This is a genomic window from Eubacteriaceae bacterium Marseille-Q4139 (assembly GCA_018223415.1).
In the GTDB taxonomy this organism is placed as follows: Bacteria; Bacillota; Clostridia; order Lachnospirales; family Lachnospiraceae; genus CABSIM01.
In genome coordinates, this window is the sequence record JAGTTQ010000001.1 from 220043 (window position 1) to 243636 (window position 23594).

The 23594-nt window shown below is 52.9% G+C and carries 23 protein-coding genes and 1 pseudogene; 5 read left to right on the forward strand and 19 right to left on the reverse strand.

Features of this window, described 5'->3' with window-relative positions; translation table 11 throughout:
- Positions 1-5 precede the first annotated feature (5 nt).
- From infB to KE531_01115, 6 genes are all read right to left on the reverse strand, one after another.
- Complete coding sequence (gene infB, locus KE531_01090) at positions 6-3008, reverse strand: translation initiation factor IF-2 (GenBank protein ID MBR9952227.1); 3003 nt, start codon at positions 3006-3008, stop codon at positions 6-8.
- Complete coding sequence (locus KE531_01095; protein ID MBR9952228.1) at positions 2995-3330, reverse strand: ribosomal L7Ae/L30e/S12e/Gadd45 family protein; 336 nt, start codon at positions 3328-3330, stop codon at positions 2995-2997. Before KE531_01095 ends, infB begins: the two co-directional genes overlap by 14 nt.
- Positions 3314-3595, reverse strand: a complete 282-nt coding sequence (locus KE531_01100) for a YlxR family protein (GenBank protein MBR9952229.1) — start codon at positions 3593-3595, stop codon at positions 3314-3316. Before KE531_01100 ends, KE531_01095 begins: the two co-directional genes overlap by 17 nt.
- A 21-nt stretch (positions 3596-3616) precedes the next feature.
- A complete protein-coding gene (nusA, locus tag KE531_01105; protein ID MBR9952230.1) occupies positions 3617-4801 on the reverse strand; it encodes a transcription termination/antitermination protein NusA in 1185 nt (394 codons plus the stop codon).
- Between the two features lie 13 nt (positions 4802-4814).
- Positions 4815-5282: a ribosome maturation factor RimP gene (locus tag KE531_01110; GenBank protein ID MBR9952231.1), complete on the reverse strand. Its 468-nt coding sequence runs from the start codon at positions 5280-5282 to the stop codon at positions 4815-4817.
- A gap of 200 nt (positions 5283-5482) precedes the next feature.
- Positions 5483-6049 (reverse strand): flavodoxin family protein, encoded by a 567-nt coding sequence (locus KE531_01115; GenBank protein MBR9952232.1) that lies wholly within the window; start codon positions 6047-6049, stop codon positions 5483-5485.
- A 630-nt stretch (positions 6050-6679) separates the two neighbouring features.
- Here KE531_01115 and KE531_01120 point away from each other — a divergent pair.
- Positions 6680-7855 carry an amidohydrolase family protein gene (locus KE531_01120; GenBank protein MBR9952233.1) on the forward strand — a complete coding sequence of 392 codons (1176 nt, stop codon included), beginning with the start codon at positions 6680-6682 and terminating at the stop codon, positions 7853-7855.
- 24 nt (positions 7856-7879) lie between these two features.
- Here KE531_01120 and KE531_01125 read toward each other — a convergent pair whose 3' ends face one another.
- The 9 genes from KE531_01125 to KE531_01165 all read right to left on the reverse strand — a co-directional run bounded on the left by KE531_01125 (position 7880) and on the right by KE531_01165 (position 15655).
- Positions 7880-10636: a TetM/TetW/TetO/TetS family tetracycline resistance ribosomal protection protein gene (locus KE531_01125; GenBank protein ID MBR9952234.1), complete on the reverse strand. Its 2757-nt coding sequence runs from the start codon at positions 10634-10636 to the stop codon at positions 7880-7882.
- A gap of 83 nt (positions 10637-10719) precedes the next feature.
- Positions 10720-11424, reverse strand: coding sequence for a hypothetical protein (locus tag KE531_01130; protein ID MBR9952235.1), 705 nt, complete (start codon positions 11422-11424; stop codon positions 10720-10722).
- Between the two features lie 232 nt (positions 11425-11656).
- On the reverse strand, positions 11657-12031 hold the full coding sequence (locus tag KE531_01135; protein MBR9952236.1) for a heavy-metal-associated domain-containing protein: 375 nt from the start codon (positions 12029-12031) through the stop codon (positions 11657-11659).
- Between the two features lie 43 nt (positions 12032-12074).
- A complete protein-coding gene (locus KE531_01140; protein ID MBR9952237.1) occupies positions 12075-13148 on the reverse strand; it encodes a CapA family protein in 1074 nt (357 codons plus the stop codon).
- Entirely contained in the window at positions 13145-13732 is a 588-nt protein-coding gene (locus KE531_01145) for a sugar O-acetyltransferase (GenBank protein ID MBR9952238.1), read from the reverse strand. The genes KE531_01140 and KE531_01145 overlap by 4 nt, the downstream gene beginning before the upstream one ends.
- A gap of 88 nt (positions 13733-13820) precedes the next feature.
- Entirely contained in the window at positions 13821-14246 is a 426-nt protein-coding gene (mscL, locus tag KE531_01150; GenBank protein MBR9952239.1) for a large conductance mechanosensitive channel protein MscL, read from the reverse strand.
- Between the two features lie 120 nt (positions 14247-14366).
- Positions 14367-14741: a DUF3795 domain-containing protein gene (locus KE531_01155; GenBank protein MBR9952240.1), complete on the reverse strand. Its 375-nt coding sequence runs from the start codon at positions 14739-14741 to the stop codon at positions 14367-14369.
- Positions 14742-14857: 116 nt separating this feature from the next.
- Positions 14858-15226 (reverse strand): hypothetical protein, encoded by a 369-nt coding sequence (locus KE531_01160; GenBank protein MBR9952241.1) that lies wholly within the window; start codon positions 15224-15226, stop codon positions 14858-14860.
- Positions 15227-15292: 66 nt separating this feature from the next.
- Positions 15293-15655 carry a helix-turn-helix transcriptional regulator gene (locus tag KE531_01165; protein MBR9952242.1) on the reverse strand — a complete coding sequence of 121 codons (363 nt, stop codon included), beginning with the start codon at positions 15653-15655 and terminating at the stop codon, positions 15293-15295.
- A gap of 138 nt (positions 15656-15793) precedes the next feature.
- Here KE531_01165 and KE531_01170 point away from each other — a divergent pair, with 138 nt between their 5' ends.
- Entirely contained in the window at positions 15794-16336 is a 543-nt protein-coding gene (locus KE531_01170; protein ID MBR9952243.1) for a nitroreductase family protein, read from the forward strand.
- A gap of 67 nt (positions 16337-16403) precedes the next feature.
- Here the strand turns inward: KE531_01170 and KE531_01175 are convergent, their stop codons facing one another.
- From KE531_01175 to metF, 4 genes and pseudogenes are all read right to left on the reverse strand, one after another.
- On the reverse strand, positions 16404-17006 hold the full coding sequence (locus tag KE531_01175; protein MBR9952244.1) for a GNAT family N-acetyltransferase: 603 nt from the start codon (positions 17004-17006) through the stop codon (positions 16404-16406).
- Between the two features lie 83 nt (positions 17007-17089).
- Positions 17090-19543: a homocysteine S-methyltransferase family protein gene (locus KE531_01180; protein MBR9952245.1), complete on the reverse strand. Its 2454-nt coding sequence runs from the start codon at positions 19541-19543 to the stop codon at positions 17090-17092.
- Positions 19500-20186, reverse strand: coding sequence for a Vitamin B12 dependent methionine synthase activation subunit (locus KE531_01185; protein ID MBR9952246.1), 687 nt, complete (start codon positions 20184-20186; stop codon positions 19500-19502). The genes KE531_01180 and KE531_01185 overlap by 44 nt, the downstream gene beginning before the upstream one ends.
- Positions 20186-21047, reverse strand: a pseudogene (gene metF / locus KE531_01190) (methylenetetrahydrofolate reductase [NAD(P)H]). The gene KE531_01185 and the pseudogene metF overlap by 1 nt, the downstream one beginning before the upstream one ends.
- A gap of 192 nt (positions 21048-21239) precedes the next feature.
- Here metF and KE531_01195 point away from each other — a divergent pair.
- The 3 genes from KE531_01195 to KE531_01205 all read left to right on the forward strand — a co-directional run bounded on the left by KE531_01195 (position 21240) and on the right by KE531_01205 (position 23507).
- On the forward strand, positions 21240-21839 hold the full coding sequence (locus KE531_01195; protein ID MBR9952247.1) for a cytidylate kinase-like family protein: 600 nt from the start codon (positions 21240-21242) through the stop codon (positions 21837-21839).
- A gap of 97 nt (positions 21840-21936) precedes the next feature.
- A complete protein-coding gene (locus KE531_01200) occupies positions 21937-22608 on the forward strand; it encodes a transposase (GenBank protein MBR9952248.1) in 672 nt (223 codons plus the stop codon).
- Positions 22578-23507 carry an IS3 family transposase gene (locus tag KE531_01205; GenBank protein ID MBR9952249.1) on the forward strand — a complete coding sequence of 310 codons (930 nt, stop codon included), beginning with the start codon at positions 22578-22580 and terminating at the stop codon, positions 23505-23507. Before KE531_01200 ends, KE531_01205 begins: the two co-directional genes overlap by 31 nt.
- Positions 23508-23594: the final 87 nt, after the last annotated feature.

The following is a 23594-nucleotide window of genomic DNA, read 5'->3' on the forward strand; positions in this document are numbered from 1 at the left end:
CCTTCCTACCTGGGAACCTCCACCATGATGTAAACCTCAATCATGTCGTCTTCCTTCAGGTCATTGAAGCCCTCAAACACAAGACCGCACTCGTAGCCGGCGTTGACTTCCTTTACGTCGTCCTTGAAACGCTTTAAGGAAGCAAGCGGGCCCTCAAAAATCTGCTCGCCGTCGCGGGTGATTCTTGCCTTGCAGCCGCGGGTGATCTTTCCGTCAAGCACATAGGAGCCTGCGATGGTGCCGACGCCGGAAGCCTTGAAGGTCTGGCGGACGACGGCATGGCCGGTCACCTGTTCCTCGAAGATCGGGTCTAACATGCCCTTCATGGCAGCTTCCACGTCCTCGATGGCCTGATAGATCACGCGGTACAGGCGGACATCCACCTTCTCCCGGTCTGCGATGGACTTCGCCGTCGCGTCCGGCCGCACGTTGAAGCCGATGATGATCGCGTTGGAGGCGGAAGCCAGGGTCACGTCGGATTCCGTGATGGTGCCGACGCCGCCGTGGATCACCTTTACGACGACCTCCTCGTTGGAGAGCTTCACAAGGCTCTGCTTTACTGCCTCCACGGAGCCCTGTACGTCTGCCTTTACAATGATCGGCAGCTCTTTGACGTTTCCTGCCTTGATCTGGGAGAACAGATCGTCTAAGGACAGTTTCGCCTTTGTATCTTCAATTAACTTGTTCTTTCCTTCTGTGATGAAGGTCTCCGCGAAGTTTCTCGCTTCCTTCTCGTTTACGGTGGAAACGAAGACCTCGCCGGCATTGGGCACGTCGTTTAAGCCGAGGATCTCTACCGGCGTCGACGGGCCGGCCTCCTTCACGCGGCGTCCCTTGTCGTCCATCATGGCACGAACCTTGCCGAAGCAGGAGCCGGCTGCGATGGAATCGCCCACATGGAGCGTTCCCTTCTGGACGAGGACCGTAGCCACCGGGCCTTTGCCCTTGTCAAGCTGCGCCTCGATCACAAGGCCTCTTGCCTTCCGGTTGGGGTTGGCCTTTAATTCCTTTACTTCTGCCGTCAAGAGGATCATTTCGAGAAGCTCCGGAATTCCTTCCTTCGTGTGGGCCGATACCGGCACGAACACGGTGCTGCCGCCCCAGTCCTCGGGGATTAACTCGTACTCGGAAAGCTCCTGTTTTACCCTCTCTACGTTGGCACTCGGCTTATCAATCTTGTTGACAGCGACGATGATTTCCACGCCAGCTGCCTTGGCATGGTTGATGGCCTCGACGGTCTGCGGCATGACGCCGTCGTCGGCAGCCACCACAAGGATGGCGATATCCGTAGCCTGGGCGCCGCGCATACGCATGGCCGTGAACGCCTCATGGCCCGGCGTATCGAGGAACGTAATCTTCTGGCCGTTTGCCTCCACCACGTAGGCACCGATGTGCTGGGTAATGCCGCCGGCCTCTTTTGCCGTCACGTTTGTCTCACGGATGGCATCGAGAAGGGACGTTTTTCCATGGTCAACATGGCCCATGACGCAGATAACCGGCGGTCTCGGAACCATGTCCTTCTCGTCCTCTTCCTCTTCCTTTAAAAGCTCCTCGATGACGTTGATCTTCTTTTCCTTCTCGCAGAGCACGTCATACTCCATGGCGATCTCCTCTGCCTTTTCAAAGTCGATCTCCTGGTTGATGGTGACGATGGTACCCTGTAAGAACAATTTCTTTACGATGGCGGACGGCTGGAGCTTCATCTTGTCTGCCAGCTCCTTGATGGTGATGACCTCGGGGATTACGATGGTCTTGATCTCCTCGACCTTCTCCACCTTCTTCGGCTGCGGCGGCATCACAGGCGCTTTTACGTTCTTTCCGCCTTTTCCGCCCTTGCCTCTCGTCATCTCCTCTTCATGGTCTTTCTTGGAGTCATGCTCTTTCTTATAGGCATTCTTGCTTGCCTTCGTATTCTGCTGCTTCTGGGAAATCGGCGTGTCAAAGGACGGCTTCGGGATGTTTAATCCCCTGCCGCCGTCGCGGCCTCCCTGGAAGTTTCCGCCCGGTCTTCCGCCCTGGCGCCCGTCACGGTTCCCCTGGAAGTTTCCTCCCTGGCGGCCGTCGCGGCTTCCCTGATAATTTCCGCCTGGCCTTCCGTCACGGCTTCCCTGGAAGTTTCCTCCCTGGCGGCCGTCGCGGCTTCCCTGATAGTTTCCGCCTGGTCTTCCGTCGCGGCTTCCCTGGAAGTTTCCTCCCTGGCGGCCGTCACGGCTTCCCTGGTAGCTTCCTCCCTGGCGCCCGTCACGGCTTCCCTGGAAGTTTCCTCCCTGGCGGCCGTCGCGGCTTCCCTGGAAGTTTCCTCCCTGGCGGCCGTCGCGGCTTCCCTGGTAGCTTCCTCCCTGGCGGCCGTCGCGGCCTCCCTGGGCGCTTCCTGCCGGTCTTCCGTCACGGCTTCCCTGGTAGTTTCCTCCCTGGCGGCCGTCGCGGTTCCCCTGGAAGCTTCCTCCCTGGCGGCTGTCACGGCCTCCCTGGGCGCTTCCTGCCTGACGGCTCTGCTCCTGCTCGGCCCTCGGAGCCGGTGCTGCCGTCTGTGGCTTTGCCTGCTGGCCTGTCACCTCGGCTGCCTGTACCTGCGGCGCCGTTCCTGCTTGCTGGGCAGCCGTCTGCGGCTTCGCCTGGGCTGCTGTCCCGGCCGGTGCTGCCGGCCTCTCCTGCTTCTGAGCCGGGGACGTGGTCGGGCGCACCTGCATACCGCCTGCGCCTGCCGGCCTCTGGGGCCTCTGTCCCTGTTTCTGTCCGCCCGAAGGACGGTTCTTCTGGCTGCTGTTCTGCGGGCGATATACGGCCGCAATCCTCTTCTTTGCCGGCTGCGCCTGGGCGCCCTCTGCCGGTTTTTCCGTACCTGCCGCCGCTTCCTTTTTCGGTTCGGCCGCTTTTTTTACCGCTGCTGCCTGGTCATCAGAAACATTTGCCTGGCTGCTCTTAACATCTGTTTGATTCTTCTGCAATATATCCAATCCCTCTTTACTCGTCTTTCCTAAATCTTTTGCCAATTCATTCACCCTCACACTCACTGCCTCCGTTCCTGTTCAGTTCCTTCATGATCGCCCCGGAAAAACCGCCGTCCTCCACGGAAAGCGAGGCACGGTACCTCTTTCCCATGGCATGACCGAGTTCTTCCTTTCCTCCGAATTCAACGTATGGGACTTTATAGTAAGTACACATGTTCCGAAACATCTTCTTCGTATTGTCAGATGCCTCCTCGGAGACGATCACCATCGAGGATCTCCCGGATTTCACGCTCTTTTCCGTGGAAAACTCGCCGCTCTGCACCTTTCCGGCCCTTGTAGCCAGGCCAAGAAGGCCAAAGACTTTACTCCTGCTTCCCAATCTGTTCCATCTCCTTTTCCAGACTTTCGTAGACCTCTTTCGGGATCGCCATTTTAAAAGACCGCTCCAGCCCCTTATTTTTCACTGCCTTTTTAAAGCAGTCCATGGACGGGCAGATATACGCGCCGCGGCCGTTTTTCCTGCCGCCTGCGTCGATGGAGATATGGCCCTCCGTGTCCCTTAAAACACGGATCAGCTCCCGCTTGTTTTTCATCTCCCCGCAGCCGATACACTGTCTCTGCGGAATCTTTTTTGCTGTACTCACTATTTTTTCACTTCCTGACTGTTATACGGAGCCTTCCGGTTCCTCCTGGTAGTCTGCGTTTTCAGGTTCCTCATAGCTTTCGTCCATCGGTTCCAGTTCCACATCGGCGTCGATCTCGCCTTCATAGCCGCCCTCGTACTCACCGTACTCCAGCTCATCGAAGAGGCCAAGCTCTCTCGCCTGGGTCTCGCTCTTGATGTCGATCTTGTAAGTCGTAAGCCTTGCTGCCAGCCTTGCGTTCTGTCCTTCCTTGCCGATGGCCAGGGAAAGCTGGTAGTCGGGAACAATGACCTGGGCTTCCTTCGCGTCCTCATCGGCCACGACGGAGATCACCTTCGCCGGGCTTAAGGCATTCTCAATTAAGAACGCCGGGTTGTCGTCCCAGTTGATGATGTCGATCTTCTCGCCGCGGAGCTCGTTTACGATAGCTCCTACTCTGGCGCCGTTTAAGCCGACGCAGGCGCCCACCGGATCGACGTTGGGATCTGTGGAGCTGACGGCAATCTTCGTCCTGGAGCCGGCCTCCCTTGCGATGGCGCGGATCTCTACGGTACCGTCGCGCACCTCTGCGATTTCCGCCTCAAACAGCCGTCTCACCAGGTCGGGGTGCGTCCTGGAAACGGAAATCCTCGGCCCTTTCGGCGTATCCTTTACTTCCAGGATAAAGACCTTAATCCTCTCGGTTCTCTGGAACACCTCGCCGCGCACCTGCTCCGACTCCGGAAGGATGGCGTCCACCTTTCCAAGGTCGATGCTCACGTTCCTGCCGATGTACCGCTGCACGATGCCGGTAACGATCTCCTTCTCCTTGCAGAACCACTCGTTGAACTGGGCCTTCCTGCCCTCCTCGCGGATTTTCTGGAGAATCACGTTCTTTGCGTTCTGGGTTGCGATCCGGCCGAAGTCGTGGGAGTCAATGGGAATCTGGACGATGTCGCCAATCTCGAATTTCGGATCCCGCATCCTGGCGTCCGCAACGCTGATCTGTAAAATCGGATCCTCTACGGTCTCCACCACTTCCTTTTCCGCATAGACGGAGAAATCGCAGGTATCATGGTCGATGATAACCTTCACGTTATCCGCTTTTCCGAAATGGTTTTTGCAGGCAGTGAGCAGGGAATTCTCGATTGCCTCCAGCAATGTCTCTTTGCTGATATTATTTTCCTTTTCCAGCACGTTCATTGCTTCCAACAGTTCCTTATTCATTTCTTATCCTCCTTTAAAAATCGAATGCCAGCCGAATCAGGGCAATGTCTTTTCTCTCAAATGTGCTTTCCGCCCCGTCTTCATATTCGATGGTCACGGTATTCTCATCGTATGCCTTTAAGGCCCCGACAAATTCCTTCTGACGGTCCACCGCCTTATAAAGACGGATTTCCACCTGCTCTCCAAGGCTGCGCTTAAAATCCTTTTCCTTCTTTAAAGGCCGTCCAAGCCCCGGGGAGCTGACCTCCAGGATGTAGCTTTCGTCTATGAAATCTTCTTTGTCCAGCCAGTCGCCAAGCTTTCTGGAAACCATCTCGCAGTCATCCACGGTAAAGCCGCCCGGCTTGTCGATATAAGCCCTCAGATACCAGGTACCTGCTTCCTTCACGTATTCCACGTCCACAAGCTCGAACCCGTTCTCCTCCATGACCGGAAGCAGAAACGCTTCCACCTTTGCCTCATACTCATCTCTTTTTGCCATACGTTCTCACCACCTTCTGGGTTTTCCCTCCGGCCTGTTCCCTGTATGCACGGGACGCGCGCCCTCTTACATAATGAAAGAGTGGACTTTTTTGTCCACTCTTTTGACCGGTTCCTATGTTATCTCCTATACTATATCATGCTGTTTCCCAAAATGCAAGAGGTTTCGCTAAAAAAGTAGGCATCCCGGCTTTTCCCGTCTTAACCTTCAAGAAGCCCTGCCCCGATCCGGTAAACCCGGTCAATTTCTTCCTGATGGCCGGAAAGCAGGTCTTTTAACGTGTCCACGCGGCAGACGGAAACACGTTCCACTGTCTCAATTCCCAAATGGCCGTAATAGTGGGCGATGGAGTTTAAAATCTGCACATTCTCTTCTTCATGGCTTCCGGCCCGCACCGCGATGGCAATCCCCTTTGCCGGCTTCTTCCGCCAGAGCCTCCGGCTGGGGTTCGTATCTCCATACGGCGTGCTCCTGTCAAAAAACACCTTTAACTGCCCCGGAACCTCCGCCCAGTAGGACGGCGCCGCAATCACCACGAAATCCGCGTCAAAAAGATCGGATACAATCGTCTCCACATCGTCCTTCCAGATACAGTTCCCGTCCTCGTAACAGGTTTTGCAGCCCGTACAGAAATGGAGGTTCGCCTCCCCAATCGAATACCGGACGGTTTCAATCCCAACGCTTTCCATCCCTTTCCGGATGGTGTCAACCAGATAGGCCGTGCTCCCGTCGGAACGGGCGCTGCCGACAATGCAAACTGCTTTCATGGAAACTCCTTTCACGCAAAAGGAGCGGATACCGATTTCTTTTTATCAGTACCCGCTCCTAATTCATTGTATCCATTGGTTTCTACCTCAACTGTTACATTTATTTTTAATTTTTTTTTGCGAAACTTTCATTCGCTCTCTGATAAAATCCCTGATTATCAGTATCTATTTTATTTATTCTCCGTCATCTTTTTTTCTTTTTTCAAATCCCATCTGTTCTTTTTGTCTTATTCGGAATAAGACTTTTCAAATTAGATTTTGATGATTCGGAGTTTCCTGGGGATTTACTTACTTGTACTTTGGAGTGTACCTCCTTTTCTGAGATTTCTGTATCTCTTTTTGTTGTCTTTATTATAGCCGATCACTTTTTATTTGTCAACACTTTTTTAGAAAAATTTTTATATATTTTAAGTTCGGCTGATTTGTGTAATATTTTTCAGATATTATATTGATTTAAAACAAATTATTGCAATTTCATTCCGGCACATTCCCGGCGCGGCAGTCTCTTTTTGCCTGGTTTTTGCGAATTGGATATTGCCATATTTCCGGCAACTGTTATAATAGAAGAAAATAAAAGGAAACCAAAGTGTTTTCCGCATAATTATCTGACAAACGAGGGAGGTAATCATCATGACAACAGTTTTTGCAAATGCCAGGATCGTTGACGTCCTTGGCGGAACTGCCATCGAAAACGGAAGCGTAATCGTCGAGGACGGAATCATAAAGGAAGTCGGCGCCGGCCTTGCTGTTCCGGAAGGGGCAAAGGTCGTAGACCTGGCCGGAAAAACCATGATCCCCGGCTTATTCAACTGCCACGTCCATATGTGCTCCGACGCAGGGAACGGGGTTCGGGAATCGGCCTGCGATGCGGCCATCACCATCCGCGCCCTTAAAAACTTAAAGACTCTGCTTGCTTCCGGCGTCACTTACGTCCGCGACGCAGGCGCGCCGAATCATATCGACATCACGCTCCATGAGGCTGCCGTAAAGGGCGACATCCTTTCCCCGGAAATGCAGACCGCAGGAAAATGCATCTGCATGACAGGCGGACACGGGCATTCCACAGGACGCGAAGCCGACGGCCCCGATGACTGCCGCAAGGCTGCAAGGGAGCAGTTAAAGGCAGGCGCCAACTGGATCAAGGTCATGGCTACCGGCGGCGTTATGACAAAGGGCGTAGAGCCCGGCTCCGCACAGCTTACGGAGGAAGAGCTGCGTGCTGCCATCGAAGAGGCACACAAGGCCGGCGCTAAGACCTTCACCCATGCTCAGGGCATGGAGGGCATCAAAAACGCCCTGCGGGCCGGCGTGGATTCCATCGAGCACGGCTTCTTCATGGACGACTGGTGCTTTGATTTCATGAAAGAGCACAACGTTTTCTTCGTCCCGACGTTGGCGGCTCCCTACTGGATTAAATTAAAGGGAACGGCAGCAGGCATCCCGGACTACATGGTGCGGAAGGTGGAAGCCACCATCGACGCCCATCAGGATACGTTCCGCCGCGCACACAAGGCAGGCGTGAAGATCGCCCTGGGTACCGATGCAGGAACGCCGTTCAACGCCTACGACAAGACGGCCATGGAGGCTGTCCTCATGGTAGAAAACGGAATGACGCCGATGGAGGCCATCCAGTGCGGCACCATCAATTCCGCAGAGCTTCTCCGTGTCCAGGATACCCACGGCTCCATCACGCCCGGAAAGAAGGCGCATTTTGCCATCTTCGAGAAGAATCCGCTGGAGGATATCCATGCATTGTTAGACTGTTCGATGACCGTGATGAACGGCGAGATCGTCTGCGAAAAATAGGAGAATACCGGCAGAAGGCAGGGGTCATCCCCTGCCTCCTTTCTTTTTCCCGTCTGTCCCGAGTCTTACCTGTTCTAAATATTCTGCCACTTCGCCGTCTGCGTGGGACAGAAGATAGTTTTTCCCGGAGCCTGTCCGCCGCGCCTTTTCCATGGCAATTTCTTTATTCACCCGCTCCACCTCTTCCAGAAGATCCGAAGCCGACATGAGAAGGCAGCCCTGGCCGCGGATGATGAGCTGTTCCAAGCCGTCCGACGTGGCGACCGTGACGCGGTACCTGGGGCCGATTTTATGGGCCAGCTTTTCGATGTACTGGTCGGCCGTCTCCGCCTCCTTTGTGTAAACCACGTGAATGTTGTGGTACTTTAACGCTTCTCCCGTGTTTCCCGTGACCTTGTAGGCATCAAACACAACGATGAGCGTACACTTTCGGAACCCCTGGTAATTGCAGAGAATATCCATCAGCCGGTACCTGGCCCCGTCGATATTGGTTTCTGCCAACTTCCTTAAATCTTCCCAGGCAAAAATAATATTGTAGCCGTCCACCAGGAGATATTCCTCCGAGGGCCCGCTCTCTGTTTTCGCAGGCTGCTTCCGCTCTGCGCCGCCGCCTGCACGGATCACGCGCCGCCCGCCGCCGTCAGAAAAAGACGGGCGTTTTTTCTCGCCGAAGGTTCTTTTGAAAATTTCCTCCAGCTCCTTATCCTCTTCATAGGAAGTCTGGATGCGGCCGGGCGCAGTCCCTCCCGACGGCCTTATGACAGCAGGCTCCTTTCTGCTCACGGTGTCCAGGGCCGTGCCGGAGAGCCGGCCTTTTCCAAGAGGACTCTCCACATGCATGTGGGCCTTTACCTCGTTCCACGGAACCAGATATCCTGCGCCGTGGGCGCAGAAGACGGAGCCGGCCGGATCCTGGAGATCGGCATCAAAATCATAGCCGATGGCCTCGATGACCTCCGCCTCGTTGTGGCACGGCTCATATCCCTTTAACGTACAGGAGAGCCGGCCGCGGCCGCGGGTATAGGACGCCACCTCCCGCTGATAGCCACGCATGGTGACGACCGGGGCGCTTCCCGTAAGGATCGCCGTCCCGCCATCCTGCACGGGATCGCCAAACGTCCCGTACATCCGTTCCACATCGGCCATGGCGCGTCCCAAAGACTCCGCCGGAAGCTCCAGACGGAACTGGTAAACCGGCTCCAGAAGCCGGCAGCCGGCTTCCTTAAGCCCCTGTCTGACGGCCCGGTAGGTGGCCTGCCTGAAGTCTCCGCCTTCCGTATGCTTTAAGTGGGCGCGGCCGGCAATCAGCGTGATTTTCATGTCCGTGATTTCCGAGCCGGTGAGGACGCCGCGGTAGGGCTTTTCCTCCAGATGGGTCATCACGAGCCGCTGCCAGTTCCGATCCAGCATGTCCTCGCTGCATTCGCTGGCAATCTGGATGCCGCTGCCCGGATCGCCGGGTTCCATGAGAAGGTGCACCTCGGCATAATGGCGGAGCGGCTCATAATGGCCGACGCCCTCCACAGCTTTTGCGATGGTTTCTTTATATACAATGCTTCCGCTTCCAAACTCCACGTCCGCGCCGAACCGCTCTGCGATCTGGCTCTTTAAAATCTCGATCTGGACGTCGCCCATGACCTGAATCTGGATTTCGGAGAGGACTTCGTTCCAAAGGATATGGAGCATGGGATCCTCTTCCTCCAGCTCCCGCAGGTTCGCAAGCATTTTGTGGGCGTCATATCCGTCGGGGAGAATGAGGCCATAGGTGAGAACCGGCTCGAGAAACGGCGTTCCCGTTTCCATCTCGGCTCCGAAGCCCTGGCCGGGCCGCGTGTCCGAAGGCCCTGTCACAGCACAGACCGTCCCTGCCTCTGCCTCCCCGGAAATCTCGTATTTCGCCCCGGAGTAAATCCGGATCTGGTTGACCTTTTCGCCGTCCGAACCGCCCAGGGGCTCCCGGACTTTCAGGCTCCCGCCGGTGATTTTTAAATGGGTGAGCCGGTTTCCCTGACCGTCCCTGGAAATTTTAAAGACTTTGGCGCCGAACTCCGGCCGGTATTTTGGACATTCCGCGTATTCTTCCATCCCTTTTAAAAGCTCTTCCACTCCGGTAAGCCGCAGGGCAGAGCCGAAAAAGCAGGGAAATACCTTCCGCTCCCGGACGGCCCGGCGGATCATGTCTTTTTCAAGCTCACCTGTCTCCAGATACGCCTCCATCAGTTCTTCGCTGCACATGGCGAGGCCGTCGAGCCATGCCTCCCTTTCTTCTCCAAAATCCACGAAGCCGTCTCCCAGGCGTTTTTTGATGTCTGCCATGAGCTGTGCCCGGTCGGTACCCGGCTGATCCATTTTGTTGATAAAAAGGAACACTGGGATTTTGTACCGTTTTAGCAGCCGCCAAAGCGTCTCCGTATGGCCCTGAACCCCGTCAGCCCCGCTGATGACAAGTACGGCGTAATCCAGAACCTGAAGCGTCCGCTCCATCTCCGTGGAAAAATCCACATGGCCGGGCGTGTCAAGAAGCGTCACCGTCATGCCGCCCAGGCCAAAAACAGCCTGTTTGGAGAAAATCGTAATGCCCCGCTCCCGCTCCAGCCTGTATGTATCCAGGAAGGCGTCCTGGTTGTCCACGCGGCCGCATTTGCGGATCACGCCGGTCTGAAAGAGGATCGCTTCGGAAAGCGTCGTCTTTCCGGCATCCACATGGGCCAGGATTCCGAGGGTAATGCGGCCGGCGCCGCCCTCTGCCTTATTTTCTTTATTTCCAGACGTATTTCCCATGAAAATACCCCTTTCTGCGCTTAATCATCCGAAAATTCCCGATTTCCCGAAAGCCACGGCGCGGATGCCCGCCGGAAGCTCTCTTATGAGGCGCACACCGTCAGGATAACCCATCCTGCCGCTCCTATGTACAAAAGCCCGATCAGAGCTGCGCCAAGCTTTCCTCTGTTCCATTTTCGCACAGCCAGATACATGGTGTCCAGCACATCCGTCAGGAAGCAGAACTGCAAAAAGCCGTGCCAGACTGCCCATAGAAGGTTTGTTTTTCCCTTCTTTCGTGTAAGGCGTATCACCTGGATGCTGTAAAAGCTTCCCGGAACCATGGCCAGCCATGTGCAAAAAAACGCCAGAAAAAGAAGCGGAACCGTGACCGGAAATGCAAAGAGAAGCGTCCCTCTGGAGCCCACGAGCGCCGCCAGGGAAAGCAGCAGAATGGAGCAGAAATTGATTATAAAAAACGGAACCATCCCGTATTTTAAAATCAGCATTCCCCGAAGGCAATGTTCCTCGTTTCCTCTCCCATAAGCAAGGAAGGAGCGGACTATGTTCGTAATTCCCAGAATCCCCAGAACGAGGAAATAGAAAACGGCTGCCCCTATGTAGATAAAAAAGAGCCCCTCTCCTGAAATCGGAAGCTTCCCTGAAGCAAGGCCGTTTGCTGAGATCAGGAGAAAGCTGATATTTAAGGGAACCTGGAGGGACAGCAAAATCACGTAAGCGGCCGCCGGTATCTGGCTGTATGGTTTCATTTCATTGTCACTTCCCTGTTTTTTATGATCGAAATCCATGCCGCTTTTTGGGCGGCAGTAATATAGTAACAAATTCGGGCTTTTCTGTCAAAATTTTTATCCGTATTCTGTGAGGAACAGCTGCAATATATGAAAAAACACTCCCCGGCTTTCCGGCGCCTTTTACGGCCGGCCGGAAAACCGGGGAGCGAAATGAACCGTGAAAGGATGTCGGAAGCTTTTCCTGGCACAAGAAAGCGGGCTGGCCGTTATGCCGCTGGCCTAAGTCTTCCTATGCGCCCCGTCTTACGCTCATGACCGTATAGCCGGCCGCAAGCACCGTATCCCGGAGTGTCTTTTCATCCGGCTCCTGTTTCATCCGCACATTCGCCTCACGGCGTTCCAGATCCACCTGTGCCCAGACGCCGTCCAGGCGGTTCAATGCATTTTCCACCCGTCTGGCGCAGGCCGAACAGATCATCCCATCAATTTTCAGCGTCGCCAGATAGGGGTAGTGAGCCTTATTTTTATCCTCTACCTTTACTCTTTTCTCCGGGGTCTCCCCGCCGCCTCCGCAGCAGCCTCCTGACCGCAGCCTTTTCACATAGCGGTACCCGGCCGCAGCACAAAGCAGCACCAATGCCGCCAAAATGATATATGTAGCCATGCGCTTTCTCCTTTCCCGGCACTCAGACAGCCGAAACTGTTTTTTACTGCACCATCCTGGTATATCCGGCCGACGATGTGCAGGGAAGCATGGAAAGCTCTGCGCCGTCCTCCCTTAACACCACCTTAAGAAGCGCCGTTTCCGGGATGCTGCTTCCGAACACAAAGTTTCCAAGGCTGTACACAATGGGCTTTCCGTTGTAGTATTCGGTCTCCTGGAGCACATGGGGGTGGCTCCCGACTACCAGATCAGCGCCGGCGTCGATGTATTCGCGCCCCATGGTGCGCTGGTATTCTTTTGGGACAGTCTCCTTTTCCACTCCCCAGTGGACGTAAACTACCAGGTAATCACAAAGTTCTTTTGCCGCCCGAATCGATTCGAGCGCCTGTCTGGAATCGTATGTGGAAAAAACGCCGGGATGGCCGCTTCCTGCCGCCCAGCTTCCGTCCATATAAACCCGGGAGGTGCCGAGAAATCCGATGGTCTTTCCGCCGGCTTCCATAAATTCCGGCTTCCTCGCACGCTCCAGATCTGCTCCGGCGCCCACATACCGGATCCCCGCAGCGTCAAGAGCCTCACAGCTGTCTAAAAGCCCTTCTTCGCCGAAATCCAGGATATGATTGTTCGCCAGCGTCACAATGTCGATCCCCATTTCGTTCATCAGATGGACGCGGTCCATGGGCAGACGGAACGTAAACTGTTTGTCAGCGGCCGCCATCCCCCGTTCGGTAAACGGGAATTCCTGGTTTGCCATGAAAATGTCGGCGTTTTCGATCTCTTTCAGAATCGCCTCGTCTAAGACGCCGTTAATGCCGCCTGCGCTGTCATAAGCGGCCAGTACATGATTGGAGAGGTAGACATCGCCTGCAAACAACAGGACAATTTCTTTGTCCTGAGGCACTTCCTCTGCGGCAGAAGCCTCCGTTTCTTCTTTGGAGCCTGCCTCAATGACAAAGGAATAGGATTCCGCTTCCCCGTCTGTATCTTCGGTTTTCTCCGCTTCCTTCCATGCCTCATACCCGCTGTCTCTCCGAAGAAATGCCGTCACTGCCAGGACGGCCAGCGCTGCGAGCAGGGCAAGAAGGGCTCCGATCAAGATTTTTCTGCCTGCGCTCATAGTTTCTCCCTGTCTGGTTCAGACTCTTCTTCTATTTCCCGTATCACACGGCAGGGGTTTCCGGCTGCAATGACGCGGGGCGGGATGTCCTTCGTCACTACGCTTCCGGAGCCAATGACAGCGCCTTCCCCGATGGAGACTCCGGGAAGCACGCGGACGCCGCCGCCGATCCAGACATTATCGCCGACATGAATCGGGCGCGCATACTCCAGCCCCTGATTCCGCTGTTTGGCGTCGATGGGATGGCCGGCCGTATAAAAGCCGCAGTCCGGCCCGACAAACACATTGTCGCCGAACGTCACCTTCGCACAGTCCAGAATCACACAGCTGTGGTTCACGTAAAAATTTTCTCCCAGTTCAATATTGAAGCCGTAATCGCACCAGAATGGAGCCGTCACCCGGAACTCCTCTCCCGTTTTCCCCAAAAGCCCTTTTAAAAGGCCTTTCTGCTTTTCTTCCTCCGACGGGTACAGGCTGTTGAATTCATGGCAGATATCCTTGCATCTCGTTCTGGCTTCCATGAGCTCCCTGTCGTAATTTGCATCATACAAAAGGCCTGCCGCCATCTTTTCCTTTTCTGTCATTTCCGTCTCCTTTTTGCGTCCCTGATATTTGAAAAGGCGGCTCCGTCTCCGGCGCCGCCTGTCTCATCCTTTATGCTTTGCCGCCTCTTTACTCCGCAGATTCCGTCTTCTCCTCCGTAAGCTCCGAGGTACAGTACATGCAGCGGACTGCACCGATGGGGATCTCTGCCAGGCAGTAGGGGCATTTCTTTGTTGTCGGCTCTGCCGGCGCCTCCGGCTCTTCTTTATGTCCGAAGCTCATCGCCTTGTTCACAGCCTTTAACAGGCAGAACAGGATAAACGCCATAATCACGAAATTTACAACCGCCGAGGCAAATGCGGAAGCAAAACCAGCCACCTGGCTCAAGTTGTAGCGCTCCGCCCCTGTCAGCACGTTTAAGATCGGGTTTATGAAATTGTCCGTCAGCGATGTCACGATTCCGGAGAACGCACCGCCGACGATCACACCGACTGCCATGTCCATCACGTTTCCGCGAAGTGCAAATGACTTAAATTCATTTAAAAACTTTCTCATGCTCTTTTCCTCCTTTGTAATGCAACCTGTTTATTTGTAACACAGACAAGAAGAAAAAGCAAGTGTGAAAGCCTTATTTTAGTATAGAATCAGTTCCGGGTCCCCTTCGCAGCTCTGCCCTTACCGCTTTCCCGTCAGAATGAATTTCATCAGCTTTTCTGCATCATCAAAATCGTCATAGTCCCCGTTTATGCCCTCCCGGTGATATACGATCCCTTTTTTCTCATTTTCCTCCAGACAGTCCAGCAGTTTCTCCTCGCCGTACTTTTTCATGAACAGCGTGAATGTATATGGCTTGATTTTGCTTAACAGGCCCTTTTTGCAGTCCTCACGGCACAGATAGCAGTGGGAAATTCCCTTTTCCGAAAAGCATTTTTTATTTTCACATCGGTCATTATCGGGACATCCGTTGGAACCGCAGCCGCCGCACGTCACGTTTTCCGAACACAAACAGCAGGCAAGCCCGCAGCCTGCAATGCCTAATTCCCGTCTCATACATACCTCCGAATCCGGATCATTTTTTCTCCCTTTATTATTTACTCCCAATTTCCCTTTGTGTTCCCACCAAAAAATCAGAATTTAACTGCGCGAAACTAAAAGTTTCTGTTCTTTTACATAATCCAATTTAGCTTAATTGGATAAATGTCTATCACAAAATGCTCTCTCCGTATGTTTGTGCTTGGATATGAGGTTGCAATCCCTAATTCTACATTGCCGATTTTCTTTACCAATTCACCAGATATTTTGCCAAACACGACATATTGACATACGCAATACTCCAACATTCCATTCACAGGCTCTAATGGAGAAATCTCAAAAGGTTTTTCAATGTCAACACCCAACTCATTTAAATAATCAGCAACAAGAGGATATGCTTCTTTGACCTGCAAATAATAGTTCTTGCAATAATCGCAATCGCACAAATCCTCTGTTTTGATTTCTGTATAATATTGGCGTGTCTGTTCAATATCAATCCCCATTGTCTCACATCCTGATTCTGATTTATTATACTGTCTCATTCGGGAACACTTCCTCGAATTGGGACATTATTTAAGCTCGATATGAAAGAACCGGCTCCCCCACTTTGCCATCTCATAAAAGACCGGCAGCATATCCCGGCCGGCCTCGGTCAGGGAATACTCCACCCGCACCGGCATCTCATCATACTGCCGCCGCCTCACAAGCCCATCTTCCTCCAGGGCTTTGAGCGTCGACGACAGCATGGTGTTCGTGATGCTGCCCAGATTCCTTTTAAGCTCCCCGAATCGGACGGTTTCCGCCTTCTGGAGTTCAAACATAATCCGCGCCGTCCATTTTCCGGTCAGCAGCTCCAGGGTCTTCGCCACCGGGCAGTTTTCCTCCGGATCGGCAGTCCTGATTCCCTCTCGAAATTCTTCCAGTGTGAGCATGTTTCTTCCCTCCGGTACATGTTTTCGTACCACGTTCGTTTTTTCTGCGTACTTGATTGGATTTTTTAATGTGGTATGATAATTATACCATTCCGGATGGCAGAAATGCAAGAAAATCAAGAAAACGGAGGCATATTTATGAACACCATTCAGACAATCCGCTCCAGGAAAAGCCCTGAGGCCTTCCTCTCTGAGCCCCTCGACCATGAAACCGCCGCAGCCATTGCAGAGGCCGGGAACTACGCCCCGATTTTTGGGCGCATCCACATAACAGTCATCACGGATCCTGATTTCATCGAGACCATCAACCAGGTGACTCTGGACATGATGAAGAAAAGCGGCAACGAATTTGCTGAGAAAATGGCTGCCATGCCGGGATACTGTGCCACCAGAAACGCCCAGGTTCTCCTTGTCCTCTCCGCTCCCGGCGGGATGGACGCCATGGGCTTTCACATGGCAAATGTATCCTGTGCCGCCGAAAACATGCTATTGGCGGCCACAGAGCTTGGCGTCGGTTCCCGCTTCATGATGGGGCCGGTCATGGCGCTCCGGACAGAGCAGCTCCTCCATAAGCTTCTGCTCCCGGAAGGCTTCGTCCCGCTTGTTGTCGTTGCGCTTGGAAAAACAGACGAACCGTTTGAAGAACGCCAGAAGAATTGCGACAATATCAGCTATATGTAAGGTATGGAAAAATCGGCCTGTCTTTCGACAGGCCGAAAACCGTTTCGGACATTTATTCCTTTTAAATTTACAGCCGTTTCCTGTAAAGCAGGCATTTTAAGTCCACATCTCCGGAAAGCTCAAGAACGATATCTTTTTCTCCTGCCCGTTCAAAACCTCTCCGCTCATAAAATTGGTAGGTGCAGTTGGTATCGGTAAACAGATAGACTTCTTTTCCGGCTTCCCTCCTGGAAAGCTCATTTAAAAGATACGTGCCTATGCCCCTGACTTTGCTGTCCGGGTCTGCGGCTAAAAACCTGATTTCACCATCCGGCTCATACTTTTCCGTATATTTGTCAAACATTTCCCTATTGGCTTCCATGTATGACATCACACCATTACCATAAATCAGCGTTTGAATGGCATCCAAAATCTTAACATATAAGACCTTCCAGAAAGATTGATATGCTTTTGGTTCGCCCTTCATATCCGCAATCAGAACGCCCAAAAGCACATCGTTCTCATACGCTGCGATAACCTGCGTTGCATTCGTGTATTCGAGATACCAGAAGTATCTGCCGTATGTCTGAACAATGAAATTGCTATTTGAATATTCATCAAAATGCATTCCCCTGATGGCATACTGAATGACCTTTTTAAAGTCTTTCTTATCCAGCTCTTTTATCTGCATTGCCTTCGTTCCTTTATGTCATTTGGCATTTCACGGCATCCGCCTAAATGAAACCATGTGTCATGCCCATGGAAAAACAGCCCTTACACGGCTTCCATCGCAAAATTGACCGATGCCATGGCGTCTTTGCAGTACGCGTCGGCGCCGATGGAGTCGGCGTACTCTTTCGTAAGCACGGCGCCGCCCACCATGATTTTCACCCACGGTGTCCGCTCCCTGAGAAGCCGGATCGTGGCAGCCATGGCCGGCACCGTCGTCGTCATGAGGGCGCTCAGGCCCACCACGGGCACATGGGACTTTTCCGCCGCCTCTGCAACGGTCTCCGGCGGCACATCGCGGCCAAGGTCGATGACATCAAAGCCGTAATTTTCCAAAAGCACTTTCACGATGTTTTTCCCGATGTCATGGATGTCGCCCTGCACCGTCGCAAGAATCACCTTTCCGCGGCTCTCCCCGGTCTCACCGGAGGCCGCCATGGTTTCCTTCATGACGGCAAAGGCCGCCTTGGCCGCTTCCGCGCTCATTAAAATCTGCGGCAGAAACACGCTCCCTGCCTCGAATCCTTTTCCCACTTCATCCAGGGCCGGAATCAGCTCTTCATTGATGACGGAAAGCGGGTCAGCCGAAAGAAGGGCTGTCCCGGCCGCCTCTTTTGCAGCCGCCGGCATCCCGCGAAGAATGCTCTTTTTTAAAGGGGATATGGAAGGCTGCGTCCCGCCGGTTCCTGACGACGGCACGGTTTCGGACGCCGTCCCCGGCTGTTCGGCCGCAAGCCTTTTTTTCTCCTCGGCCTCCCTTTTTCTTTTGGCCTCCATCTCCCCGTAAACACCCACATAGCTCTGGCAGTTTTCATCCTGGGCCGTCAGAACCAGATAGCTGTCGACGGCCGCCATCATGGCCTCGGAATTGGGATTTAAAATGGCTGCGGAAAGGCCGGCTTCAAGGGCCATCAGGAGGAAGGCCGCGTTGATGTGCTCCCGCATGGGAAGGCCGAAGGAGACGTTGGAGACGCCAAGTACGGTCTTTCCGCCAAGCTCTTTTTTCACCCGCCGCACGGTTTCTAACGTCACAAGGGCGCCTGTCTTTTCCGAACTGACGGCCATGCAGAGCGCGTCGATCAGGATGTCCTTTTTTTCGATTCCATAGGACGCCGCCGTCTTATAAATTTTTTCTGCCACGGCAAGCCGCCCGTCCGCCGTCTCCGGGATCCCGTCTTCGTCAAGGCAGAGGGCCACGGCCACGCCGCCGTACCGCTTCATTAACGGGAATATGGCGTCCATCACTTCTTTTTTGCCGTTGACCGAGTTGATTAACGGCTTCCCGTTGTAAATCCGCATGGCCCGCTCCATGGCGCGGATGTCGGACGTGTCGATCTGGAGCGGCAGGTCGAAGACGCTCTGAAGCTCCTTTACCACATCCACCATCATGGCCGGCTCGTCGATCTCAGGAAGCCCCACATTTACGTCCAGAACCTCGGCGCGGCTCTCCTGCTGTGCGGCGGCCACGTTTAAAATGTAGGTGAGGTCATGGTCTTTTAAAGCTTTCTTAAACCGCGGCTTTCCCGTCGGATTGATCCGTTCGCCGATGACGACGGGCTTATCCCCGAATACGACGGCGTGGGAATAGGAGGAAATGACCGTTCTCTCCTTTTTCGTGATTTTAGGAAGGGGCACATCGGCGCAGAGTGCCTTCATTTTTCTGATATGCTCCGGCGTCGTCCCGCAGCAGCCGCCAAGGAGCGATGCACCGGCCTCGGCCATGTCCTTCATGGCAGCCGCGAACATGTCGGAGTCAATGTCATAGACCGTAACGCCGTTTTCGCTCCGCGGAAGTCCGGCGTTGGGATTTACTAAAATCGGCGTCTCCGAGACGGCAGCCATCTCTTTTAAAAACGGTAGAAGCTCAATGGGCCCAAGGCCGCAGTTTAAGCCGATGACGTCGGCACCAAACCCCTCTAAAAGGGCTGTCACCGATTCTACATTGCCGCCGGTAAGCATCTTCCCCTTTTCATCTAACGTCACCGTCGCAAACACCGGCAGGCTGCTTTCTTCCTTCGCCGCCAGGACGGCTGCCTTGAGCTCGTAGCTGTCGCCCATGGTTTCTATGATAATCAGGTCGGCGCCGGCCTTTTTTCCGGCCCGCACCACTTCTTTGTACGCTTCGCAGGCGTCCTCAAAATCCAGGTCGCCAAGGGGCTTTAAAAGCTTTCCCGTCGGCCCCATGTCAAGTGCCGCATAGCCGTGTCCGGCAGCTTCAATGGCCGCCTTCGCATGGCCCACAGCCTCCGTTACGATCTCTTCCAGGTTCCAGCCGTCTTCCTTTTTGAATTTGAACCGGTTGGCGCCGAAGGTGTTTGTCGTGATGATGTCGGCACCGGCTTCCAGATATTCCCTGTGGATTTCGCGGACGGCCTCAGGCCTTTTAAGGTTCCAGGTCTCCGGAAGCTCGCCGGGCTTTAGACCGCGGGCCTGAAGAAGGCTCCCCATGCCTCCGTCAAAAATAAGTCTCTTTTTTCTGATCTCTTCCAGTATTCCCATGCTGCCTCCTGAATGTACAGTCCTTTTTTTCACATGTTTCACAGCCGGACGGGCCGCAGGGGCTCTCTTCTTTTGAGATGCCGATGACGGCCGTTACCGACTTGGACGGCATCATGAGAAAGCCGTCCGTCAGCGTAATCCCGATCCGCTTTTCCGCCTCCAGGGCCCCCAGGATTTCTTTCTGAAAGGAAAGGGAAAAATCCCCGTATCCCGGTGAAAACCTGGGGCGTAAAATCCAGCCGTCCTTTTTATATTCTTCTCTCCACCTGCCGTTTAATTCATTGCAGTACGCCTCGGTCATGGCCGCGGCCGCAGCCTGCATGACGGCGGCTTTTGCCACATGGAGCTTTCCGTATTTTGTCAAAAGCCTGTCGGCACCTGCGCCCAGGGTTGCCGCCATGAAAAGGGCTTTTTCACAGCCTGCCAGGTTTTTGGAAAGATTTAAGCTTTTCGTCTTGTATCCGCCGAAGTCCAGACCGTCCGGCGCCTGCATTTTTAAGGGGAATTCCCGCATGAGAAATCTGGGAACGGCTGCCTTTTCAAGCTCCCCGATGCATTCCTCCAAAAGCCTGCTTACCGCCTCGTCTGCCGGCTGTTTCCCGTAGCCAAGGTAGCGGAGCGCCTCTTTTCTGTCCGTCTCCATCAGATGAGGATCTCCGACAGGCTCTCTTTGATCTGCTTTGCCACCTCCGGCCGGTTCATGGAGTAGACATGGACGGCATGGACGCCGTTTGCAATCAGGTCGATGATCTGTTCTGTGGCGTAGGCAACGCCGGCCTGGCGCATGGCAGCCGGGTTTTCCCCGAATTTGTCCACGATGGCCTTAAATCTGGCCGGAAGGTAAGTGCCGGACATGGAACAGATCCGCTTGATCTGTTTTGCATTCGTCACCGGCATGATCCCGGCGATGACCGGCACCTGGATGCCCTTGTCGCGGATACGGTAGAGGAAGTTATAGAGGATATCGTTGTCGAAAAAACATCTGGGTCGTCAGAAAGTCGCAGCCGGCGTCCACCTTCTCTTTTAAATGGCAGAGATCCTCTTCCTTATTTTTCGACTCCACATGGCCTTCGGGATAGCAGGCGCCGCCGATGCAGAAGTCGCCCATGGTTTTTAAATCGCGCACCAGCTCGCTGGCGTAATGGTAGTCGGTTTCCACGTTCCCGTCCGCCGGGATGTCGCCGCGGAGAGCCAGGACGTTTTCGATTCCCTGTGCCTTCATCTCTTCGGCCGCCTGACGCACCATTTCTTTTTTCGAGGTCACGCAGGAGAGGTGGGCCAGAGCCGTCACCCCGTAGTTTTTCTCGATGCCCGAGGCAATTTTTACGGTATAGCGGCTGGTGCCGCCGCCGGCTCCGTAGGTGACGCTCATAAACGACGGCGAAAGCCCGGCAATCCCTGCCACTGCCCTTTCTACCACGTCGTATTTGTCCTCCGCCTTCGGCGGGAATACTTCAAAGGAAAGCACAGGCTTTTCCTGTGCGAGGATTTCTCTGATTTTCAAGTTTTTGTTCCGTCCTTTCTCATGCTGTCATGGTTCCGGGATTTTTTCCAGATATGGTGTCTATGGTAGCATAGTTTTCCGGGAAAATCCAGCATAAATGAATCTGCCTTCCGAAAAGAATTGTTGGAAATCTGCGGATTATGTGGTATGATTGAGAGGCAGAACGAAAACAGGAAAGGGAGGCGGTATTTTATGAGCAAAGTGATTACAATCAGCCGTGAGTTTGGGAGCGGCGGGCGTGAAATCGGGTTCCGTTTGTCGAAAAAGCTTGGGATCCCCTTCTATGACAAGGAGTTAATCGCCATGGCGGCCGAGGACAGCAATATTTCCGAGGATGTGTTCCACGCCAACGATGAAATCATCGCAAACCGGGAGAGGACAAACTGCGAATACATGACGGTGGATCCGTTCTCGACACGCTATGAGGTTCCCGTGTCAGATCAGCTTTTTGTGATCCAGTCCAAGGTCATCCGGCAGATTTCCAACGACGGCCCCTGTGTCCTGATCGGGCGCTGCTCCGATGTGATTGTGGAGGATGGCTTCCATGTATTCATCTGCGCCAGCTTAAAGAAGCGGGTGGAGCGCCTTCTGGCCCTGGAAAAGGAGCCGGACATCGACGCGAAGAAGATGGAGGCCAGGATCCGTGAAATCGACGGCCGCCGCCGCGATTATTATCAGTTTTACAGCGGAAATGAATGGGGAAAATCGAAAAATTACCACCTCTGCCTAAACAGCGGCCTCCTTGGCGTTGAGGCATGCGTGGATATTATTGCACATAGTGTCGGGCTTTGATTGCAGAAAGACGCCCCGGCCCGCCGGTTTTGATATGCTCCCTTCTAGGTAGACAGTTGAAATAATAAAACTGTTTATCAAGGAGGGAGCATTTCTTATGCGTAAATATTCTGCTGAAGATAAATTACGAATGGTAAAGCTTATTTTGGAAGCTAAACATAGTATTACATCTGTATCAACAGGCGAAGGAATTCATCCTACTACTTTAGAAGAATGGATTCGTAATTATCAGTCTATGGGTTCAGAAACCTTTTACAACAAAGGATGGACCAAAAGAACTTCTGCCGAGAAAGAGATTGCCGTACAAGAGTATCTTTCTGGTCTTGGTTCACTACGTGATATTTGTAAAAAATATAAAATTTCCAGTACTCGTACACTCAGGCAATGGATTGCGCTGTATAATGGTCATAAGGAACTGAAGGCTTCCAGAACAGGAGGATGTAGTCTTATGACCAAAGGAAGAAAAACAACGTTTGAAGAAAGAGTGGAAATTGCATCCTACTGCATTTCCCATGGCCATAACTATGCTGAAACATCAGAAAACTTTAAGGTGTCCTATCAGCAGGCACGAAATTACACTATCAAATACGAAACAGGCGGAGTTCCTGCATTACAGGATAACCGCGGCAAAAGAAAATCGGAAGATTCTCTTACAGAGGTGGAAAAGCTTCAAGCGGAGTTGAAACTGGAAAAAGCCAAACGGCAACGTGCAGAAATGGAGTTATCATTCTTAAAAAAATTAGAGGAAATCGAAAGGAGGCGGGGCTGAGCCTGATCCGCCACGAGCATATCTATCAGGCTGTCAAAGAAGAACAGAAAGAACACGATTATCCGATACAGGCGCTTTGTAAGATTGGCGGTGTTTCAAGGGCGGCTTATTACAAATGGCTGAACCATGAAATGTCAGAGAATGAACAGGAAAACCGAAAAATTGCGGAACTGATAGAAAAAATCCACATAGAATCACCTGATAAGGGTTATCGCAGAATCCGTGATGAGTTGGAGCGTTACCATGACATTGATGTAAATGATAAACGTGTTTTGCGCATCTGCCGGAAACTTGGTATCAAATCCACCATTAAATATGCAAACGATAGCTGTACAAGACAGGCTGCAAATCCACAGTACATAGCCGAAAATATCCTGAATCGTGAATTTACGGCAGAAGCTCCGAATGAAAAGTGGTTGACCGATGTAACGGAATTTCATTACTATATCGGAAATGAAAAGCACAAGGTATATTTAAGTGCAATTCTTGACCTGTATGACCGAAGAATCGTATCCTACCGTATTGGAGACAGTAATAGTAATGCATTAGTGTTTGATACCTTTGATGATGCAGTCAAAGATAATCCTGATGCACATCCGATGTTTCACAGTGACAGAGGCTTTCAATACACCAATAGAGCCTTTCATGCAAAACTTGAAGCAGCAGGGATGATGCAGAGCATGTCCAGAGTAGCAAAGTGTATCGATAATGGACCAATGGAAGGATTCTGGGGAATTCTAAAACGGGAGCGTTATTATGGTAAACGATTTATGGACAGAGAATCACTGGTGGTCATGATAGAGAAATATATCAATTACTATAACAACAGACGTTTGCAGAGGAAGCTTGGTATAGTAACACCAATGGAGAAACACGAAAAATATTTACAGGCAGCGTAAAAATCTGCCAGCAGGTGATACCTACTGGCAGAAAAAAATTATATTTTTTTGATTGTCTACTTGACGGGAAGCAGTTCATAGCCGGCA

Excerpts from the sequence above, each read along its gene's own strand:
- KE531_01145 (MBR9952238.1), bottom strand. The coding sequence starts at position 13,732 with ATGACAGAAAAGGAAAAGATGGCGGCAGGCCTTTTGTATGATGCAAAT.
- KE531_01160 (MBR9952241.1), bottom strand. The coding sequence starts at position 15,226 with ATGGGGATTGATATTGAACAGACACGCCAATATTATACAGAAATCAAA.
- KE531_01165 (MBR9952242.1), bottom strand. The coding sequence starts at position 15,655 with ATGCTCACACTGGAAGAATTTCGAGAGGGAATCAGGACTGCCGATCCG.
- KE531_01185 (MBR9952246.1), bottom strand. The coding sequence starts at position 20,186 with ATGGAGACGGACAGAAAAGAGGCGCTCCGCTACCTTGGCTACGGGAAA.
- KE531_01115 (MBR9952232.1), bottom strand. The coding sequence starts at position 6,049 with ATGAAAGCAGTTTGCATTGTCGGCAGCGCCCGTTCCGACGGGAGCACG.
- KE531_01195 (MBR9952247.1), top strand. The coding sequence starts at position 21,240 with ATGAGCAAAGTGATTACAATCAGCCGTGAGTTTGGGAGCGGCGGGCGT.
- KE531_01140 (MBR9952237.1), bottom strand. The coding sequence starts at position 13,148 with ATGAGCGCAGGCAGAAAAATCTTGATCGGAGCCCTTCTTGCCCTGCTC.
- KE531_01170 (MBR9952243.1), top strand. The coding sequence starts at position 15,794 with ATGAACACCATTCAGACAATCCGCTCCAGGAAAAGCCCTGAGGCCTTC.
- KE531_01200 (MBR9952248.1), top strand. The coding sequence starts at position 21,937 with ATGCGTAAATATTCTGCTGAAGATAAATTACGAATGGTAAAGCTTATT.
- KE531_01130 (MBR9952235.1), bottom strand. The coding sequence starts at position 11,424 with ATGGATTTCGATCATAAAAAACAGGGAAGTGACAATGAAATGAAACCA.
- KE531_01125 (MBR9952234.1), bottom strand. The coding sequence starts at position 10,636 with ATGGGAAATACGTCTGGAAATAAAGAAAATAAGGCAGAGGGCGGCGCC.
- KE531_01155 (MBR9952240.1), bottom strand. The coding sequence starts at position 14,741 with ATGAGACGGGAATTAGGCATTGCAGGCTGCGGGCTTGCCTGCTGTTTG.
- nusA (MBR9952230.1), bottom strand. The coding sequence starts at position 4,801 with ATGAATAAGGAACTGTTGGAAGCAATGAACGTGCTGGAAAAGGAAAAT.
- KE531_01120 (MBR9952233.1), top strand. The coding sequence starts at position 6,680 with ATGACAACAGTTTTTGCAAATGCCAGGATCGTTGACGTCCTTGGCGGA.
- mscL (MBR9952239.1), bottom strand. The coding sequence starts at position 14,246 with ATGAGAAAGTTTTTAAATGAATTTAAGTCATTTGCACTTCGCGGAAAC.
- KE531_01175 (MBR9952244.1), bottom strand. The coding sequence starts at position 17,006 with ATGCAGATAAAAGAGCTGGATAAGAAAGACTTTAAAAAGGTCATTCAG.
- KE531_01180 (MBR9952245.1), bottom strand. The coding sequence starts at position 19,543 with ATGGGAATACTGGAAGAGATCAGAAAAAAGAGACTTATTTTTGACGGA.
- KE531_01110 (MBR9952231.1), bottom strand. The coding sequence starts at position 5,282 with ATGGCAAAAAGAGATGAGTATGAGGCAAAGGTGGAAGCGTTTCTGCTT.
- KE531_01135 (MBR9952236.1), bottom strand. The coding sequence starts at position 12,031 with ATGGCTACATATATCATTTTGGCGGCATTGGTGCTGCTTTGTGCTGCG.